The following is a 17,442-nucleotide window of genomic DNA, read 5'->3' on the forward strand; positions in this document are numbered from 1 at the left end:
CGCGACTGCGGCTACCTCACGTGGTGTCGCCAGTCGCGCACAAGTGCGCGCCCACAAAGAGACGCTGGCCGTTTACTCCTGGCGTTCCCACACCTGGGTCTTGCCCAGCAGCGAGAAGCCGATATAGCCGCGCACCGTCATCTTGGTGCCGTCGGCGCTGGGCTGCAGCTTCACCTTGTAGATCTTGCCGTCATGGGGATTGAGGATCTTGCCGCCATCCCAGGTGTCGCCGTCCTTGTGCACGCCCCACATGATGTTCATGCCTTCGACGGGCTTGTCCTTGCGTTCGCCATCGCAGGCCTTGCAGATGGGGTGCGGGCCGTCTTCCGATTGCAGCACCTGGATGACCGTGGCCTTCAGCTCGCCACCCTCGTCGGTGATCTTCACGATCGACTTGGGCTTGCCGGTCTCGTCGTCGATGGTCTTCCAGGTACCCACCGGGGTAACCTCGGCGGCAAAGGCGGCGCTTGAGCCCAGCAGCAGACCGGCGACGACGGCGATGCGAAGCAATGACTTCATGGGTGATCCTCCCGTACGAAAGCGTATGTTCGGAGCCTGACCGACCGGGCGCGAGGGCGTCAAGTTGCACTGCGAAAGCGCCGCAAGTGGCTTATGACCCCGGGCTGGCATAATGGGCCAATCCCCATCACATCCCGTAGATCCCGATATGACGCAGGCGAGTGAAGCGCTGGTCCGCCGCATTCTTGGCGACCTTGTTGATACCCATACCGGCGCGCCCCTCGCCGATGCCGTGCGCGCCGTTGGCGTGGACGGCGATCGCGTGTCGGTGGACATCCAACTGGGTTATCCCGCCAAAAGCGTGACCGATGCGCTAGCGGTCCGCGTGAAACAGGCACTGGAGGCCGATCCGGCCATTGCCACCGCCACCGTGTCGATCGGCACCCGCGTCCACTCCCACAAGGTGCAGGGCACGCTGGCGCCCCAGCCGGGCGTGAAGAACGTCATCGTGGTGGCCTCCGGCAAGGGCGGCGTGGGCAAGTCCACGGTGTCGGCCAACCTGGCGCTGGCGCTGGCCGCAGAGGGTGCCAAGGTCGGCGTGCTCGACGCGGACATCTACGGCCCCAGCCAGCCGCGCATGCTTGGTGCCAGCGGCAAGCCGCAGTCGCCCGATGGCAAGACCATTCTTCCGCTGGAAGCGCACGGCCTGCAGGTGATGTCGATCGGTTTCCTGATCGAAGAGGAAACGCCGATGATCTGGCGCGGCCCGATGGTCACCCAGGCCATGATGCAGATGCTCAACGACAGCCGCTGGGAACAGCTCGATTACCTGATCGTGGATCTGCCGCCCGGCACCGGCGACATCCAGCTCACGCTGTCGCAGAAGGTCCCGGTGTCCGGCGCCGTGATCGTCACCACGCCGCAGGACATCGCGCTGCTCGACGCGCGCAAGGCGCTGAAGATGTTCGAGAAGGTCGAAGTGCCGGTGCTCGGCGTGGTGGAGAACATGGCCACCCACGTTTGCTCGAACTGCGGCCACGAGGAACACATCTTCGGCGAAGGTGGCGGTGCGCGCATGGCCGAGCAGTACAACGTGGCGTATCTGGGTTCGTTGCCGCTGGATATCCGCATTCGCGAACAGGCGGACGGGGGCACCCCCACGGTGGCCGCCATCCCCGATTCGGATCTGGCCGCACGCTATCGCGAGATTGCGCGCAATGCGGCGGGCCGCCTGTCGCGCATGCCGCGCAACAAGTCGCTGGGCCTGGGCAAGATCATGGTGCAAGGCACGCCGTGAGCGGCGATGCGGGGCGCGTGAAACCGCTCAGGGTGCTGTGTCTGTCCGGCAGTTTGCGCAAGCGCTCCGGCAACACGGCGCTGTTGCTCGCGGCTTCGGCTTTGGCGCCCGCGTCGATGGAACTTCGCGTCTATGGTGGGCTGGGCACATTGCCGCTGTTCAATCCCGACGACGAAGCAGTGTCGCTGCCCAGCGTAGTGGCGGCACTGCGCGACGAGGTGGGCGCCAGCGACGCCCTGTTGATCGCCTGTCCCGAATACGCACATGGCGTACCCGGGCCGTTCAAGAACCTGCTCGACTGGCTGGTGGGCAGCCTGGAATTTCCGGACAAGCCCGTGGTGCTGTGGAACGCCTCGGCGCGCGAATCGCACCATGCGCAGGACGCGTTGCGCGAAATCCTCGCCACGATGTCGGCGCGCTTCGTCGAGTCGGCTTGCACCACGGTGCCGTTGCCCGGGGCAGGGTGCGAGGTGGGGGACATCCTGGGCGACGCCGCCCAATGCAGGCGGATCGCCGACTCGCTGTCGGCGTTGGCGGGGGCGCTTGCTGGCCTCCGGGCAGACCAGTGCTCGCGACATCTTTAGCTCGTCATTCCGGCGCAGGCCGGAATCCAGTTTCCATGCGATCGGCGATGCGAAACTCGGCACGCTCCGCTACTGGATTCCGGCCTGCGCCGGAATGACGGTCAAAGGCCAGGCCTTGGCTTGCCGAGGCTTTTGGCGAAATCCGACCCCTTGCAAAGCCGGGCGGGGCCTCGTAAACCCCGCTGTCCAGCCTCTCGACTGGCGCCCATCCCTCACTTTCCGCTATTTTTCCATCCTTTACGCCAACCGGCGCGACACACCACCCCTTCGGGAGCCCGAGTGAGCATCAAATCCGACAAGTGGATCCGCCGCATGGCCGAGTCTCACGGCATGATCGAGCCGTTCGAGCCTGGCCAGGTCAAGACGCGCGACAACACCAGGCTGGTGTCGTACGGCACCTCCAGCTACGGCTACGACGTGCGCTGCGCGCGCGAGTTCAAGATCTTCACCAACATCAACTCCACCATTGTCGACCCGAAGGCGTTCGATCCCACCAGCTTCGTCGACATCGAGGCGGACGTGTGCATCATTCCGCCCAATTCGTTCGCGCTGGCGCGCACGGTCGAATACTTCCGCATTCCGCGCAAGGTGCTCACCATCTGCCTGGGCAAGAGCACGTACGCGCGCTGCGGCATCATCGTCAACGTGACCCCGCTGGAACCTGAGTGGGAGGGTCACGTGACGCTGGAGTTCTCCAATACCACGCCGCTGCCCGCCAAGATCTACGCCAACGAGGGTGTGGCGCAGATGCTGTTTCTCGAATCCGATGAGGAATGTGAGACCAGCTACAAGGATCGCGGCGGCAAATACCAGGGGCAGCAGGGCGTTACGCTACCGCGCACCTGAAAGCGGCGTTCGCAGTCCCTTGCGACCGTCGTCACGTTCACCTGAATGGTTGCCGTCCGGACTCGGTGCATGAGACCGGGGCGGCGCTACACTTCTTTCGTTCACTCGATGCATTGCAGGAGATTCCGCATGACCCGTTTTTCCACGCTGCTGACCCGTGCCGGCGCAGCCATCCTGCTGGGTAGCATGCTGGTGCTGGCCGGTTGTCACCGCGGCAGCGCCAAGGATGAAGTGCGCACCTCGGACATGAAGAGCCAGTTCGACGCGGTGATCCAGGCCTATAAGAGCGGCCAGTTCGTCGTCGACGGCGCCGTGCTCTCGGCGCTCGACACCGGCAGCCACTTTGCCTACCTCAAGGACCAGGGCAAGCTGCCCAAGACGGTGCTGCTCGAACCCAGCGACGATTCGAAGATCCGCAAGCAGCACCTGCAGTACATGGCCCGCCTGCAGATCGACTACGGCTTCACCGTGTACTACGACGACGGTGGCACGCTGAAGAAGATCAGCGTGGTCGATACCAAGGCACGCGACCTGGAAGACTACAAGGCGCCGCCGAAGGCCGCCGACGCACCGCCGCCGACGCAGCAGCACTACTGATCGATCGCCTGCCGAAAAAGCCCGCGCATGTCGCGGGCTTTTTTTATGGGGGAGAACGCAGCCTCAGCATCCCGCGCAGCAAACCCCTCCGCCGCGATCTTGTGGGAGCGCCCTTGGGCGCGACGTGAGCGCATGGGCGCCTCGCTCCGTCAGGTTGTCGCGCCCAAGGGCGCTCCCACAGAAGAGTCCATCGCAAAGCCCGATTTTTTTATGGTCCGGACGCATCGAGCGCCGCGCGCAGGCGCTCGAGCAGGGCGGCGCGCGCCTGCTCGTCGTAGCGCGAGGCCGAACCGCTGCCCCACACGGGACCGGGCCATGCGGCGTCGCCTTCGCGACGTCCCACCACGTGCACATGCAGCTGACGCACGATATTGCCCAGCGCGCCCAGGTTGAGCTTGTCGAATGAGGCCAGCGCGCGCAGTGCCTGCGAGGCCAGCGTCACTTCGCGCCACAGCGCGGCTTGCTCATCCGGCGACAAATCGCAGATCTCGCTCATGCCGGCGCGTCGCGGCACCAGCACCAGCCACGGAAAACGCGTGTCGTCCATCAGCAGCACCTCGCACAGCGCCAGCGAGGCGACGTGCCGGGTGTCGTTCTGCAGCCGTGGGTCGAGTGCGAAGTCGCGGTCTGTCATGCGCCCTGCGCCAGATGCTGTTCGAAGAAGGCCAGCGTGCGCTGATAGGCGAGTTTCGCGCTGGCTTCGTCGTATTGCGGGCCCACGTCGCGGTTGAACGCGTGGCCGGCGGGGTAGGTGAAGACGTCCATTTGCGGCAGCATGTCGCGGTGTTTTTGTACTGCTTCCGGCGGAATGGACTTGTCCTGCTCGCCGAAGTGGAACATCACGGGGGCCCTGGGCTTTTCGCCCAGGAACTGCACGTTGCGCGCGCCGTAGTAGCTGACCGACGGCATGCCCAGGCGCAGCGCCGCCAGCAGCGCCACCGTGCCGCCCCAGCAATAACCCACGGTGCCGATCCGTCCGGCCGAGTTGATCGCCTCCGCCGCGCTGGCCACGTCTTCCACGGCACGATCCAGGCCCAGTTCGGTGATCAGTGCCCGGCCGCGCTGCATGCCTTCGTCGTCGTACTGCAGCTCCAGGCCCGTTTCCAGGTGGTCGAAGAACGCCGGGGCAATGGCCGTGTAGCCGGCCTGGGCAAAGCCGTCGACCACGTGGCGGATATGCTCGGTGACGCCGAAGATCTCCTGGATCACCACGATGCCGCCCTTGGGCTTGCCCTCGGGCTGGGCAAGATAGGCACCGATGCACTGCATCCGCGTGGTGTTGAGATTGATGTGCTGGCCCATGACGCTGCTCCTGAGGCGGCAAAAGCCAATTCTAGCCATTCAGCAAGTCAAGCCGGTGTGGCGGCCGGGTGTGCGATACAATCGCCCGTTTTCCGCATAGTTACGGTTCCCACGCCATGTCGCAGGTCTCGCCCAAAGTCGGTTTCGTCAGTCTTGGTTGCCCCAAGGCGCTGGTGGATTCCGAACGCATCCTCACCCAGCTCAAGGTCGAGGGCTACGAGATCGTGCCCAGTTATGGCGCGGCCGATGCCGTGGTGGTGAATACCTGCGGCTTCATCGATGCGGCTGTGCAGGAGTCGCTGGACGCGATTGGCGAAGCGCTGCACGAGAACGGCAAGGTGATCGTCACCGGTTGCCTGGGCAAGCGCTCGGAACTGATCCGCGAGGCGTATCCCGATGTGCTGGCCATTACCGGTCCGCAGGACTATGCGAGCGTGATGCAGGCCGTGCATGCGGCGCTGCCGCCCAAGCGCAATCCGCTGCTGGACATCATTCCGGACACGGGTGTGAAGCTCACGCCCAAGCACTATGCCTACCTGAAGATTTCCGAAGGCTGCAATCACCGCTGCAGCTTCTGCATCATCCCGTCGATGCGCGGCGACCTGGTGTCGCGTCCGGTCGATGAAGTGCTGCTGGAAGCCGAGCGCCTGGTGAAGGGCGGCGTGAAGGAGCTGCTGGTGATCTCGCAGGACACCAGCGCCTACGGCGTGGACGTGAAGTACGCCGAGCGCCAGTGGCGCGACAAGAGCTACCGCACGCGCATGACCGAGCTGTGCGAAGGCCTGTCGGAACTGGGCGTGTGGACGCGGCTGCACTACGTCTATCCGTATCCGCACGTGGACGAAGTGATGCCGTTGATGGCGGAAGGAAAAATCCTGCCGTACCTCGACATCCCGTTCCAGCACGCCAGCCCGCGCATCCTCAAGCTGATGAAGCGCCCGGGCAATATCGACAAGACGCTGGAGCGCATCCGCAACTGGCGCAAGGTCGTACCCGACCTCACCATCCGCAGCACCTTCATCGTCGGCTTCCCCGGCGAGACCGATGCGGAGTTCGAAGAGCTGCTCGACTTCCTGCGCGAAGCCGAACTCGACCGCGTCGGTGCGTTCGCCTATTCGCCGGTGGACGGCGCCAAGGCCAACGAGCTGCCGGGTGCGGTGTCCGAGGAACTGAAGGAAGATCGCCTGGAGCAGTTCATGGCGGTGCAGGCGGAAATTTCCGCGGCCAAGCTGCAGCGCAAGATCGGCCGCACGATGAAGGTGCTGGTCGACGAGGCGGGCGCGAATGGCGCCGTCGCGCGCTCGGCCGCCGATGCGCCGGAAATCGATGGCGTGGTGCACATCGCCAACGGCCAGCTGCTCAAGGCGGGCCAGTTCGTCGATGTGGTGATCGAAGACGCCGACGAGCACGACCTGCACGCCCGTCTGGCCGGTTGATCGCTGTGGCGTGATGCGTTACGTCGCGCCGCTTCGCGAAGACGTCGATCCAGTGGTTTTCACGCGCTGGCCGCTGCGCGGCTGGCTCGGGCACGCCGCGTGGATACAAGGTGCGAATTGGCCTGGTATCGACGAACTCAACACCGCACGGCCCACCGGTCAGCACGAGCGCTTTGTCGCGCAAACGCCGGCGCTGCTGGACGACGGCCTGCACTACGAACAACGCATTGCCACGCGTGGCGAAATCGCCACGCGTGAAGCGAACTGGCACGACCTGTTCAATGCCATGGCCTGGCTGCGTTATCCAACGCTCAAGCGGGCGCTCAATACGCAGCAGATGACCGAGATCGCGAGCATGGGCACGCGGGAGCGCTCGCGCGCCCAGTACGCCATGACGCATTTCGACGAGGCGGGCGTGGTGGTGACGCTGCGCCATCGTGGCTTGCTCGAGCTGTGGGACGCACACGACTGGTACGGCCTGTTCTGGCGCGAACGAAACGCGTGGCGGGAGGGGCGGGCAACCGTCCAGGTCTTTGGCCATGCCTTGCTCGAGCATGCCCTGACGCCGGCCAAGCTGCTGGTCGGCAAGGCGCTGGTGGTGATGGGCGACCATACGCAGGACGAAGCGATCGCTGCCTGCGCCGATGGCATCGCCTCGGGGCGCTTGCTGCGCGATCCGCTGGATCTGCGCCCGCTGCCGTTGTCCGGCCTGCCGGGATGGCATGCCGAGAGCGACACCGAGCCGTTCCACCGGCATGCCGAGTGCTACCAGCCGCGCCGCGAAGGGCGAGCGTATCCGCCACCGATCGGACTCTGATCTTCACGTCCGGCCCCCGGCAACAAATTGCGACGGCGCGACAATCGCGCTACAAGGAGATGCAGCGGGGCTGGGGAGTTGGCATGGTTATGGCGGGTGGGATGCGCCGTGGATGGGGAGCGGGATGGTGGTGGCGAGCCGTGTGGACGGCCGGGCTGCTGCTGCCCGCCGTTCCGGTGCGCGCCGACGAAGTGGTGAAGGCGGGAGCCGATCCGGCCATCCATTTCGGCATCCTTCCGATCGGCAGCGCGTCCGAATCGCGCGAGCAGTGGCGTCCGCTGCTGGAGGATCTGGAGCGCAAGCTCGGTCATTCGGTCACCACCGTGTCCGTGAGCAGCTATGCGGGTCTTTCCGGCGCCATTGGCGACCAGCGTGTCGACATCGCGTTCCTGTCGGGCCGGCTCGCCATCGAAGCGGTGGAGCATCAGCACATGAGCGTGGTTGCGCAATTCGTGCGCGCGGACGGCGTGAAGGGCAATACGGCGATGCTCATCGTGCGTGCCGACAGTCCGATCCATTCGCTCAAGGACCTGCTGGCCAAACCCGGACGCTGGCGTTATGCGCGGGGCGAACCCCTGTCGGTCACCGGCTATGTGGCACCGGAGGCCGAGGTGTTCGCGCCGAAGGGACTCAATTCCGATACCTTCTTCGCCCACGTGCGCGTGGGCAACCACCAGAACAACGCGCTTGCCGTCGCCAATGGCGAAGTGGACGTGGCGACCTGCAACAACCCGGACTTCGATCTGTTCCGGCGCAATTTCCCCTCCGAAGCCGCGCAACTGCGCGTGATCTGGCGCTCCACGCTGATTCCCTCCGGCGTGCTGGTCGTACGCAATGGCATGAGCGAGCCGTTGCGCAGCCAGCTGATCGCCTTCATGCGCGGCTACGGGCAGGCGCCTGGCGCGGCCGGCGAGCGCGAGCGCGCCAACCTGGCGCGCATTCCCGACCTGGCCGGTTTCGCCAAGGCCGACAACGCCGTGCTGCGTCCCTTCATCGACATGGAATTTCGACTGAAACGCGAGCAGGTCGTGCACGGCCGCTGGGTCAACGAGCAGGCGAAGAGCGCGCGGCTCAAGCAGATCGACGTGGACTATCAGCTCGCCTTGAAGCAACTTCTGCGCGACTGAGCTGTCCTTCAAACACCCCTGGAAGAACACGCTTGCCGGCCCGTCCCGGCAGCTTTGGAGAGAGCACCATGTCCGTTTTTGATCGTGTCCTGTCTGCCTGCCGCCTTGCGGTGATTGCCATGGTGCTGGGCGCCGTGCCGCTGGTGCACGCACAATTGAGCCCTGCTTCATTGCCGGACGCGGACAAGCAGCAGATCAAGAAATACACGCTGACCGACGATGTCTTCGGCCGCCTGGCTGCCGCCACCCGCGAAGCTCGGACCACCGGCATTCCGCCGCAGGCCGCACCCGATCCGAGCAAGGTGCATAGCCTGGACGATCTGGCCAACCAGGCGATGGCGGCCGACCCGCGCATTCCGGCCCTGGTGAAGAAGTACGGCTTTACGCCGCGCGAATTCATGCTGGCCAATATCGCGCTGATGAATGCGGTGATGGCCGTACAGGCACGCAACGATCCTGCCTTGTCCGGCAACCTCAACCAGGTGTGGATCAACGCGGACAACATCCGCTTTGTCGAATCGCATCAGTCCGACGTGCAGGCCCTGCTGCGCGGACAGTGAGATCACTGGCGGTCAGTACTCGACCGCCACGATCGCGAAGCGCGTTCGGCCACTGGGCAACTCCGCTTCGAATTCGTCGTCGAGCCGTTTTTTCAGCACGGCGCGGGCGAGCGGCGAATCGATGCTGATCCAGCCCCGGCGCGCATCCGTCTCGTCCGGACCGACGATGCGATATTGCACGCTCTCGCCGCTGTCGACGTTTTCCAGTTCGATGCTCGCGCCGAAGAACACCATCGTCCGGTCCGCCGGCGCGCCTTCGGCCACCTTCAGCGATGGAATGCGCTTGCTCAGATAGCGGGCACGACGATCGATCTCGCCGAGCTGCTTCTTGCGGTAGGTGTATTCGGCGTTCTCCGAGCGGTCGCCTTCGGCTGCGGCGGCTGCCAACGCCTTGACCACTTCCGGGCGCAGCGTGTGCCACAGGTGATCCAGCTCCGCCTTGAGCCTCTCGAAGCCCTCGCGGGTGATGATGGCAGTGGAAGAAGGCGAGGGTGGGCGCCAGCGGCTCATGCGTGGGTGGTTCCGTTGCGTTGCTTGTAGCGCGGATTTTAGCCGGCTCGCACGCGCACGGGGGGGCGGGAGCGACATCCGTGCGCTCCCGCCGGGCGTGTCACGGCGTGTTGACGGCGCCGGCCAGCTCGCTGGCGCTCATCGGCCCGAACGCAACGGTGTCGGTATGCGAGGCGATGAACTGGCGAAATTCAACCGATGCCTTCGCACCGAAGGTCAGGCCCTTGGCTTTCGCCGCATCGTCTTCCTTCTTCTGCTGCGCGTCAGTGAGCTCGGGCGCGATGGCGACGTAATCCCACGAATCGCCCTGGTAATGCGCGTACCACTGCGCGCGGGGCAGGCCCAACTGCTTGTCGATCGCATCGCGGTCGGCCATCCATTTGAGGAAGGCTTCGTGTTTGCCGGGGGCAACGCGATAAAGCGAAACAATCGCACGCGGCTCCTTGGCGGCCGACGTGCTTTGGGCGAAAGCGACGGGTGTCGCCAGCATCAGGCCAAGCCATACCACCTTGCCGATAACGTGACGCATGGGATTCTCCTTGTGCACCAGGGTGAGCCGGTCGGATCGACGGCCGCAGGGCGCCGGAATCGCTTGCGGACGGGGCGATGCACCAAAAGGAGATGGTTTGCGCACGCTACACCCCGCTACGGGCAAGCCGCAACACGAAAAATGGCTAGTCGACGGCGGGTGTCGGCCTGATTGCGGCGGCCGTTTGCAGTTGCGTCGCCTGCGCCACCAGCATGGGTTGCAGGGGGTGCTCCTGCCACGCAGCGGCGAGCTTGCCCAACAACACGCTGGCTTCGGCGTGTTGCCCCAGCCGTTCGGCCATCTGCCGTGCCGCGAGCAGGCCAAGCCGGGGGCATTCCGGCGAACGGGGCCAGCGCGCGAGAAAGCCGCGGCAGAGTCGCAGCGACAGGCGCGTCATGCCCGAACTGGCGGCCAGTTCGGCCAGCGTGGCGACGTGATCGGGCGAGTCGGGCAGGAACGCGCCATCGAGTTCCATGCACTCCTGGGTCACGCCGAGGGCGCGACGAGCCTCGTCGCCGGCCATCAAGGCGGCGATCCATAGCTGGCCGTGTTCCAGCAGACCGTCGCTCAATCCTTCCCTCTTCAACAGGTCGCGGTAGGCCTGGTGCAGCGATGCCGGCGCACTGCGGCCCTGCATGCGTTCCACCAGCATGCCGATGGCGGCGCGGCGATCCACCAGCGCCATCTCGCGGACGGCGATGAGCAGGCGTTCGTCATCGTCTTCGCCGCTCTCGCGGATCAGGACCTCGGCTTCGGGCTCCAGATCGAAGCGTTCGTGATGCCGATGGATCATCACGCCCATCAGGTGCAGGTTGAAGATGATCAGGTACGTATAGGCGAACGCGAGCGGCGGCTGCCACCAGCCGAACCCCGATCCGGGTGCCAGCAGCCACGGCGACATGATCAGCACGCCGGTGACGAGGTTGATGACGACCGGAATGAAATAGCCCGCGCCGAGCCGGCCGATCACTTTCTGCCATTGCAGCGGATTGAATGCGCTCGCTTCGTCGCCGAACGCCAGCGACATGTCGATGGCGGGAAGCGTGAGCGAGCAGAACAGGATCAGCGGCCAGAACATCGGCGCGTAAAACAGTTTGCATGCCACGCACGCGATGACCACCAGCATGTGCAGCAAGGTGAGCATCCGGCCGGCCGCGGCGTTTTCGTCGTTGCCGACATCGGGCGGGTCCGCGAAGCCGTTGGCCGTATGCACCAGGCAGGCCGCCGCGTAGCGCCAGCGCGCCAGCCAGAGGAAGAAACCAAAACCCATGCCGATGACACCGGGCATGATGGTCAGGCACTGGCCCAGCGCGAGCAGGACGCAGGTGGCCAATGCCGCGCCGCGCAGCGGATAGGTCAGACCCGCGACCAGGCGTTCGGACAACGGCGTATCGGGCGATACCGGTTTATGACGCGACAGGCGCAAGCGTTCGAACCTTGTTTGCGGGGACGGGGTTGCGCGCTACGGCACGCGCTGGCACATGATGTAGCCCTGCTGTTCCAGCCATCCGCCTTTGAAATGCCGGCAGAGAAACCGCCCCGCGGAGCCATTGGCGAACAGCACCAGGAAAACGATCAGGAGGGTCGCCAGGGTCACGGCAATGATGCGTACGTTCGACATGGTTTCAGCGCTTGCCGCCGAAAATGCCGCCCAGCACGCCGCGCACGATCTGCTGGCCCAGGCGCGAACCCGCCGCGCGCACGGCCGACTTGGCCATCGCCTCGACCATGCCCTGACGGCGGTTGGTGCCGAGCAAAATCTCGCGCGCCGCGTCCGTCCAGCCGCCGCTTTGCTGGGGCGCTGCACCGGCCGGCGTCTGCTTGGCCACCACCTGCGGATCGGCGGCTTTGTCGGCGGCGCGTTTGGCGAGCATTTCCGCCGCCGACTCGCGATTGATCGCCGTGTCGTATTTGCCGCCGACTGGCGAGCGTTGGCGCACCGTGGCGCGCTCCGCGTCGGTGATAGCACCAATGCGTGCCGTGGGCGCGGTCACCATCACGCGCTGCACCGGCGAGGGAACGCCGCCGTCGCCCAGGGTCGAGGCCAGCGCTTCGCCCACGGCGAGTTGGGTGATCGCTTCGGTCACGTTGATCTTCGGGTTCGCCACGAAGGTTTCGGCGGCGGCCTTCACGGCCTTCTGGTCGCGCGGCGTGAAGGCCCGGAGCGCATGCTGCACGCGATTGCCCATCTGGCCGAGGATATTGCCCGGCACATCGTCCGGATTCTGCGAGCAGAAATACACGCCTACACCCTTGGAGCGGATCAGCCGCACCACCTGTTCCACGCGCTGCAACAGCGCCGGCGGCGCGTCGTCGAACAACAGGTGTGCCTCGTCGAAGAAGAACACCAGCTTGGGCTGATCGAGGTCGCCCACTTCGGGCAATTGTTCGAACAATTCCGACAACAGCCACAACAGGAAGGTGGAATACAGCCGCGGCTTGAGGATCAGCTGGTCGGCGGCGAGCACGTTGATCACGCCACGGCCGCTCATGTCCTGGCGCATCAGGTCGGCCAGTTCCAGCGCGGGCTCGCCGAAGAACTGGTCGGCGCCATCCTGTTCCAGCTTGAGTACGGCACGCTGGATCGCGGCGATGCTCTGCGTGCTGATCAGGCCGTAGTGGGTGGAGATGTCCTTGGCGTTTTCGCTGGCGAAGCCGAGCAGGGCGCGCAGGTCGGACAGGTCGAGCAGCAGCCAGCCCTGGTCGTCGGCCACCTTGAAGATCACTTCGAGCACGCCTTCCTGGGTGTCGTTGAGTTCCAGGATGCGGCCCAGCAGGGTGGGACCCATCTCGCTGATGGTGGCGCGCACCGGGTGGCCGAGCTTGCCGTAGATGTCCCAGAAGATCACCGGATTCGCCTGCGGCTTCCAGTCGTTCAGATGCAGCTTGGCAAGGCGCGCCTTGAGCTTGTCGCCCGGCTCGCCTGCAGCCAGCGAGAGGCCGGCGAGGTCGCCCTTGGCATCGGCGAGGAAGCAGGGCACGCCGAGCTTCGAGAAGCCCTCGGCCAACACCATCAGCGAGACCGATTTGCCGGTGCCGGTGGCGCCCGCGATCATGCCGTGGCGGTTGCCGTAGCGCGGATCGAGGCTGACGCTCGTCTCCTCGTTGCTGCCGATCAAGATCTCAGTCATGGCGTTCCGTCCGTTGGGAGCAAGGCAATTGTAGCCACGCCGCGGCATCTTGCGGTTTGCGACGCGCGGGGCAAGAGTTTTCCGGTTGAGTGATGGCCCTTCCGCGCAGTAAGGTCGGTCTTTCGGTCTGGCAGTGACGTCTTCATGGTTTTTCCCGCCTTTTTCCGTTCGTTGCGCATGGCGCCCCTGGCCAGCGCGATGGCGCTGCTTGCCGCCTGTTCCAGTGGTGGCGGCAGCAAGCCCGTAGCTCCCTCGCCCCAGGCCAATCAGCTCTACGCGCAGCTCGATCAAGCCAGCAAGGGCTACGAGACGGCGCTGGCCCAGGCGCGCGCCGGCAACACGCAGGCCTCGCAGCAAACGCTCACCGCGGCGCTGGATCAGCTGAAGACCGCTTCCGCGCAGTGCCCGTCGACGCCGGGCTGCGATTCGCAGCGCTTCTTCTCGGTGTTCGATCGCCTGTTGCGCCTGAAGGACGGCAATTTCGATCTCGGTGACGACATGGGCAGCATGGGCGCCGATCTGCCCGAAGGCAGCGACGCCGGCAAGACCGGCGCGGCGAGCCTGCCCGAGGCGCAGCGCAGCGTGACCTTGCTGCGCGGCCAGCAGTTGTCGCAACTGATCGCTATGAACGGTCCGGTCAAGGCGGCGCTGGAGATGTGGCTGACCCAGTGGCGCGGCAACCTGATGGATACCTACGTCAACTATCAGTTCCTGCGTTACCAGATGTGGCCGGCCTACCAGAAGGAAGATCTGCCCGAGGCGCTGCTGTTCGGCATCATGGCGAAGGAATCGGGCGGCAAGGTCCACGCGGTGTCGCGCTCGGGCGCGGCCGGCCCGCTGCAATTCATGTATGCCACCGGCGTGCGCTTCGGCCTCAATACAGAAGACGGTTTCGACTCGCGCTTCGATCCCGCCGAATCGGCGCGTGCCAACGCCGAGTACATGGACGAGCAGCTCAAGGCGTTCAACAACAACCTCGAACTCACCCTGGCCGCGTACAACGGCGGCGAAGGCCGCATGCGCCGCCTGGTGGGTGACAACACCTCGGTGAGCCTGTACGACCCGGTCATCTACAACCAGCTCTCGCAGGAAACGCGCGACTACGTACCCGCCGTGCTGGCAGCGGCCTGGTTGTTCCTGCATCCGGAGAGCTACAACCTGCGCTTCCCTCACGTGGATGGCGCGCAGGGCAGCGTGGTGTTGAAGCGTCCGGCCTCGCTCACTGAGCTGACCGTATGCCTGGGCTCGGCCGCCGGCATGCAGGACGGCTGGTTCCGCACGCTGCGCAACCTTAATCCGCGCCTCGACCCGCAAGTGAGCCAGCCGACCGGCGCACGCATCATGCTGCCGAAGGTGCTGGAGAAGTCGTACGAGGCGCGGTGCACCACGGGTCCATGGCCGATTCTGGCGAACGACCTGCATACCGCAGTGATCCCGGTGGTGCCTTCGTCGCCGTCACCGCCGGCGACCACTTCGTCGCGCAACGGCAGCACGTCGCGCACGCGCAACTACACGGTGAAGCGGGGCGACACGCTCACCGGCATCCTCAACAAGGTGGGTTGCTCCTCGGTGCAGGAGGTGTCGGAGATGAACGACCTCAAGCACCATCAGATCAAGCCGGGACAGGTGCTCAAGCTGCCGACCTGCCGCTGACGATTGATGGAACGAAAACGCCGCCTCGAAAGGCGGCGTTTTTTTGCCCGTCATTCCGGCGCAGGCCGGAATGACGGTGAGGGATAGAGGCGCCTGTGCGAGATATTAAGACTCAGGCGGCAGCCGGCGCCTGCATCCACGACTGCATGGGATCTTCGCGGTGGTCTTCCTTGAGGCCGCGCAACAGGCGCATCAGGTCGCGGTGATGCGGCTGCATGCTCGGGTGCGGGGTGTTCTTGGTCTCGTGGTAGGCCACCGCCAGCCACAGCGCGATGCCGCGCATGGCGATCTCGGCGTTGTCCGAACGGGCGCGGGCGAGGCCGATGTCGGTGCCCTGGCCCCAGGGCAGGTAACGCTCTTCCGGAGGCGTGCCATACAGATGCGGAAAATCGCTGCGCGAGGCCTGGCCGATCTCACGCAAGGCCATGGTGCCGAGACGCGCGCGGCTGCGCTTGGGCAAGGCGTGGATCTGGCGCTCGATCTCGCGAAGCTGCTTGGCGAGCTGGCGGCTGCGGTTCATGGCGATGAGTCGGGTGACGATGCGCATGGGCTGTCCTCGGTCTGGCCTGGGGATGGCGCGCAGGGCGTCGCCGGACGAGGAGCTTAGCTACGCCCGGCGGGACAATGCGCCAAAAAGGTCACAAAACGACGAAACGCGTCACTCGCGACGTCAATAGTTTGACGCCTGGCTTGCTCAGCCCCCGACTTTCACACCCAGGCGCTGACCCACCTGCACGTGCTGTTGCGACGCCAACTGGTCGAGCTCGGCCGCGCCCTCGGGGAACAGCATGATCACCGTGGAACCCATGTTGAAACGGGCCATCTCGGCAAAGCGATCGAGCGTGATGTTCTGGCCCACGAACGACTTGCGGCGGATCGACGAGGCATACGGCGGAATCACCAGCCCATCCCACACGGTGGCCACGCTCGAAACCAGGATGGCGCCGACCATCACCACCACGAACGGGCCGTGCTCGCCCTCGAAGTGGCAGACCAGCCGCTCGTTGCGTGCGAACAGGCGCGGAATGGCCTCCACCGCAAACGGCGCCACGCTGAAGATGCGGCCGGGCACGTGCACGGTTTCCTTCAGCGTTCCCTTCAGCGGCATGTGCACGCGGTGATAGTCGCGCGGCGATAGATAGATGGTGGCGAAGCGGCCGTTGCGGTACGGCACGGCGCTGGCTTCGTCGCCCAGCAGTTCGGCAGCGGTGTATTCCTGGCCCTTGGCCTGGAAGATGCGCCCGTCGACGATCTTGCCCAACTGGCTGATCTTGCCGTCGGCCGGCGAGAGCAGGGCCTTGGCGTCGGCATCCGCGCGGCGGGCGTCCTGCCGCAGCTTGCGCGTGAAGAACGCATTGAAGTGCTGATAGGCCAGCGGATCGGGCTGCGCCGCCTCGGCCATGTTCACCTGATAGTTGCGCACGATGGTGCTGATCAGGAAGTTCTTCCACGGCTTGAAGGTCCAGCGCGTGGCCCAGTACACCACCCGCGACAGCGCGCGGTGGGGCAGGATGTATTGCAGGAGTACGTTGAAGGTCATCCCGCAAGTATGAACGAAGCGCGGGCCGAATACGCCTTGCGTTGCACCGGAAGTCCCGGGTTCCGGCCGGCGAGCGCGGCGGCAGCGGCTATACTGTGCGACCCCTTTTCATGCCCATGAGCCCGCCGTGACTCACGAACTCGCCTCCATCATCGACTTCATCCGCTACGGCGCCAGCCGGTTTTCGGCGGCCGGGCTGACCTTTGGGCACAGTCACGACAACCCCATCGACGAGGCCACCCATCTGGTGCTGGCCAGCCTGCATCTGCCGCCGGATATTCCGCCGGCCTACGGCGCGGGCCGCCTGACCGCCGATGAGCGCGAGCGTGTGCTGGCGCTGATCGAGCGGCGCGTCAGCGAGCGCCTGCCGGTGGCCTACCTGGTCGGCGAAACCTGGTTCGCCGGCCTGAAGTTCAAGAGCGACCGCCGCGCCCTGGTGCCGCGTTCGCCCATCGCCGAGCTGATCGAGTCCGGTTTCCAGCCGTGGCTCGAGCATCGCCAGGTGGAGCGCGCGCTGGACCTGTGCACGGGTTCGGGCTGCATCGGTATCGCCATGGCCGAGTTCAACCCGGACTGGCAGGTCGATATCGTCGACATCAGCGACGACGCGCTGTCGCTGGCGCGCGAGAACATCGTGTTCCAGCACGTGGAAGGCCGCGTCGAGGCGGTGAAGTCGGACCTGTTCGATGGCCTGAAGGGACGCCGCTACGACCTGATCGTGTCGAACCCGCCGTACGTCACCGAAGACGAGTACGCCGCACTGCCGGGCGAATACAGCCATGAGCCGAAGCTCGGCCTGACCTCGGGCGAAGACGGCTTGGACATCTGCGTGCGCATGCTCAACGAAGCGGCCGATTACCTCACCGAGGATGGCCTGCTGATCGTGGAAGTGGGTGAGAGCGAGCGCCAACTCGGCGAGCTGCTGCCGGAAGTGCCGTTCGTGTGGATCGAGTTCAAGGTCGGTCCCATGGGCGTGTTCGCGCTGGAGCGCCGCGACTTGATCGAGCACGCCGATGCGATTCGCGCGGCGGCCGAGGCTCGCAAGCACCGCTGA

General features: G+C 65.4%; 20 protein-coding genes. 10 read left to right on the top strand and 10 right to left on the bottom strand.

What is annotated here, in order from left to right:
* Positions 1-72: 72 nt before the first annotated feature.
* Positions 73-519 (bottom strand): DUF2147 domain-containing protein, encoded by a 447-nt coding sequence (locus tag ISP20_RS07810; RefSeq protein ID WP_204635482.1) that lies wholly within the window; start codon positions 517-519, stop codon positions 73-75.
* A gap of 148 nt (positions 520-667) precedes the next feature.
* Here ISP20_RS07810 and apbC point away from each other — a divergent pair, with 148 nt between their 5' ends.
* The 4 genes from apbC to ISP20_RS07830 all read left to right on the top strand — a co-directional run bounded on the left by apbC (position 668) and on the right by ISP20_RS07830 (position 3,783).
* Positions 668-1,756, top strand: a complete 1,089-nt coding sequence (apbC, locus tag ISP20_RS07815; protein ID WP_204635483.1) for an iron-sulfur cluster carrier protein ApbC — start codon at positions 668-670, stop codon at positions 1,754-1,756.
* Positions 1,753-2,340, top strand: a complete 588-nt coding sequence (locus ISP20_RS07820; RefSeq protein WP_338030977.1) for an NADPH-dependent FMN reductase — start codon at positions 1,753-1,755, stop codon at positions 2,338-2,340. Before apbC ends, ISP20_RS07820 begins: the two co-directional genes overlap by 4 nt.
* Positions 2,341-2,619: 279 nt before the next feature.
* Complete coding sequence (dcd, locus tag ISP20_RS07825) at positions 2,620-3,186, top strand: dCTP deaminase (RefSeq protein ID WP_204635484.1); 567 nt, start codon at positions 2,620-2,622, stop codon at positions 3,184-3,186.
* A 129-nt stretch (positions 3,187-3,315) separates the two neighbouring features.
* Complete coding sequence (locus tag ISP20_RS07830; RefSeq protein WP_204635485.1) at positions 3,316-3,783, top strand: hypothetical protein; 468 nt, start codon at positions 3,316-3,318, stop codon at positions 3,781-3,783.
* 208 nt (positions 3,784-3,991) lie between these two features.
* Here the strand turns inward: ISP20_RS07830 and ISP20_RS07835 are convergent, their stop codons facing one another.
* Complete coding sequence (locus ISP20_RS07835; protein ID WP_204635486.1) at positions 3,992-4,417, bottom strand: HIT domain-containing protein; 426 nt, start codon at positions 4,415-4,417, stop codon at positions 3,992-3,994.
* Entirely contained in the window at positions 4,414-5,085 is a 672-nt protein-coding gene (locus ISP20_RS07840; protein WP_204635487.1) for a dienelactone hydrolase family protein, read from the bottom strand. Before ISP20_RS07840 ends, ISP20_RS07835 begins: the two co-directional genes overlap by 4 nt.
* Positions 5,086-5,201: 116 nt before the next feature.
* On the opposite strand from ISP20_RS07840, the gene rimO reads away from it, so the two are divergent.
* The 4 genes from rimO to ISP20_RS07860 all read left to right on the top strand — a co-directional run bounded on the left by rimO (position 5,202) and on the right by ISP20_RS07860 (position 9,025).
* Positions 5,202-6,521, top strand: a complete 1,320-nt coding sequence (gene rimO, locus ISP20_RS07845; RefSeq protein ID WP_204635488.1) for a 30S ribosomal protein S12 methylthiotransferase RimO — start codon at positions 5,202-5,204, stop codon at positions 6,519-6,521.
* Positions 6,522-6,534: 13 nt separating this feature from the next.
* A complete protein-coding gene (locus ISP20_RS07850; protein WP_204635915.1) occupies positions 6,535-7,338 on the top strand; it encodes a DUF3025 domain-containing protein in 804 nt (267 codons plus the stop codon).
* Positions 7,339-7,439: 101 nt separating this feature from the next.
* The gene (phnD, locus tag ISP20_RS07855) at positions 7,440-8,465 is read left to right on the top strand and encodes a phosphate/phosphite/phosphonate ABC transporter substrate-binding protein (RefSeq protein WP_204635489.1); all 1,026 of its coding nucleotides are present in this window, start codon (positions 7,440-7,442) and stop codon (positions 8,463-8,465) included.
* Positions 8,466-8,533: 68 nt separating this feature from the next.
* Positions 8,534-9,025, top strand: a complete 492-nt coding sequence (locus tag ISP20_RS07860; RefSeq protein ID WP_204635490.1) for a hypothetical protein — start codon at positions 8,534-8,536, stop codon at positions 9,023-9,025.
* A gap of 12 nt (positions 9,026-9,037) precedes the next feature.
* On the opposite strand, the gene greB is transcribed toward ISP20_RS07860, so the two are convergent.
* The 5 genes from greB to ISP20_RS07885 all read right to left on the bottom strand — a co-directional run bounded on the left by greB (position 9,038) and on the right by ISP20_RS07885 (position 13,195).
* The gene (gene greB, locus ISP20_RS07865) at positions 9,038-9,535 is read right to left on the bottom strand and encodes a transcription elongation factor GreB (RefSeq protein ID WP_204635491.1); all 498 of its coding nucleotides are present in this window, start codon (positions 9,533-9,535) and stop codon (positions 9,038-9,040) included.
* 100 nt (positions 9,536-9,635) lie between these two features.
* Positions 9,636-10,064 (bottom strand): hypothetical protein, encoded by a 429-nt coding sequence (locus tag ISP20_RS07870; protein WP_204635492.1) that lies wholly within the window; start codon positions 10,062-10,064, stop codon positions 9,636-9,638.
* A gap of 145 nt (positions 10,065-10,209) precedes the next feature.
* Positions 10,210-11,490 carry a hypothetical protein gene (locus ISP20_RS07875; RefSeq protein WP_239535429.1) on the bottom strand — a complete coding sequence of 427 codons (1,281 nt, stop codon included), beginning with the start codon at positions 11,488-11,490 and terminating at the stop codon, positions 10,210-10,212.
* A 36-nt stretch (positions 11,491-11,526) separates the two neighbouring features.
* A complete protein-coding gene (locus tag ISP20_RS07880) occupies positions 11,527-11,685 on the bottom strand; it encodes a hypothetical protein (protein WP_204635493.1) in 159 nt (52 codons plus the stop codon).
* Between the two features lie 4 nt (positions 11,686-11,689).
* Entirely contained in the window at positions 11,690-13,195 is a 1,506-nt protein-coding gene (locus ISP20_RS07885) for a helicase HerA-like domain-containing protein (protein WP_204635494.1), read from the bottom strand.
* A 144-nt stretch (positions 13,196-13,339) separates the two neighbouring features.
* On the opposite strand from ISP20_RS07885, the gene ISP20_RS07890 reads away from it, so the two are divergent.
* The gene (locus ISP20_RS07890) at positions 13,340-14,848 is read left to right on the top strand and encodes a transglycosylase SLT domain-containing protein (protein ID WP_204635495.1); all 1,509 of its coding nucleotides are present in this window, start codon (positions 13,340-13,342) and stop codon (positions 14,846-14,848) included.
* Between the two features lie 112 nt (positions 14,849-14,960).
* Here ISP20_RS07890 and ISP20_RS07895 read toward each other — a convergent pair whose 3' ends face one another.
* A complete protein-coding gene (locus ISP20_RS07895) occupies positions 14,961-15,395 on the bottom strand; it encodes a hypothetical protein (RefSeq protein ID WP_204635496.1) in 435 nt (144 codons plus the stop codon).
* Positions 15,396-15,542: 147 nt separating this feature from the next.
* Positions 15,543-16,388: an archaetidylserine decarboxylase gene (gene asd / locus ISP20_RS07900; protein ID WP_204635497.1), complete on the bottom strand. Its 846-nt coding sequence runs from the start codon at positions 16,386-16,388 to the stop codon at positions 15,543-15,545.
* Positions 16,389-16,515: 127 nt separating this feature from the next.
* Between asd and prmB the strand changes: the two genes are divergently transcribed.
* A complete protein-coding gene (gene prmB, locus ISP20_RS07905) occupies positions 16,516-17,442 on the top strand; it encodes a 50S ribosomal protein L3 N(5)-glutamine methyltransferase (RefSeq protein ID WP_204635498.1) in 927 nt (308 codons plus the stop codon).

The sequence above is a fragment of the Dyella kyungheensis genome (genome assembly GCF_016905005.1).
GTDB classification, from domain to species: domain Bacteria; phylum Pseudomonadota; class Gammaproteobacteria; order Xanthomonadales; family Rhodanobacteraceae; genus Dyella; species Dyella kyungheensis.

Excerpts from the sequence above, each read along its gene's own strand:
- ISP20_RS07810 (WP_204635482.1), bottom strand. The coding sequence starts at position 519 with ATGAAGTCATTGCTTCGCATCGCCGTCGTCGCCGGTCTGCTGCTGGGC.
- apbC (WP_204635483.1), top strand. The coding sequence starts at position 668 with ATGACGCAGGCGAGTGAAGCGCTGGTCCGCCGCATTCTTGGCGACCTT.
- ISP20_RS07830 (WP_204635485.1), top strand. The coding sequence starts at position 3,316 with ATGACCCGTTTTTCCACGCTGCTGACCCGTGCCGGCGCAGCCATCCTG.
- ISP20_RS07835 (WP_204635486.1), bottom strand. The coding sequence starts at position 4,417 with ATGACAGACCGCGACTTCGCACTCGACCCACGGCTGCAGAACGACACC.
- ISP20_RS07840 (WP_204635487.1), bottom strand. The coding sequence starts at position 5,085 with ATGGGCCAGCACATCAATCTCAACACCACGCGGATGCAGTGCATCGGT.
- rimO (WP_204635488.1), top strand. The coding sequence starts at position 5,202 with ATGTCGCAGGTCTCGCCCAAAGTCGGTTTCGTCAGTCTTGGTTGCCCC.
- ISP20_RS07850 (WP_204635915.1), top strand. The coding sequence starts at position 6,535 with ATGCGTTACGTCGCGCCGCTTCGCGAAGACGTCGATCCAGTGGTTTTC.
- phnD (WP_204635489.1), top strand. The coding sequence starts at position 7,440 with ATGCGCCGTGGATGGGGAGCGGGATGGTGGTGGCGAGCCGTGTGGACG.
- ISP20_RS07860 (WP_204635490.1), top strand. The coding sequence starts at position 8,534 with ATGTCCGTTTTTGATCGTGTCCTGTCTGCCTGCCGCCTTGCGGTGATT.
- greB (WP_204635491.1), bottom strand. The coding sequence starts at position 9,535 with ATGAGCCGCTGGCGCCCACCCTCGCCTTCTTCCACTGCCATCATCACC.
- ISP20_RS07870 (WP_204635492.1), bottom strand. The coding sequence starts at position 10,064 with ATGCGTCACGTTATCGGCAAGGTGGTATGGCTTGGCCTGATGCTGGCG.
- ISP20_RS07880 (WP_204635493.1), bottom strand. The coding sequence starts at position 11,685 with ATGTCGAACGTACGCATCATTGCCGTGACCCTGGCGACCCTCCTGATC.
- ISP20_RS07885 (WP_204635494.1), bottom strand. The coding sequence starts at position 13,195 with ATGACTGAGATCTTGATCGGCAGCAACGAGGAGACGAGCGTCAGCCTC.
- ISP20_RS07890 (WP_204635495.1), top strand. The coding sequence starts at position 13,340 with ATGGTTTTTCCCGCCTTTTTCCGTTCGTTGCGCATGGCGCCCCTGGCC.
- ISP20_RS07895 (WP_204635496.1), bottom strand. The coding sequence starts at position 15,395 with ATGCGCATCGTCACCCGACTCATCGCCATGAACCGCAGCCGCCAGCTC.
- asd (WP_204635497.1), bottom strand. The coding sequence starts at position 16,388 with ATGACCTTCAACGTACTCCTGCAATACATCCTGCCCCACCGCGCGCTG.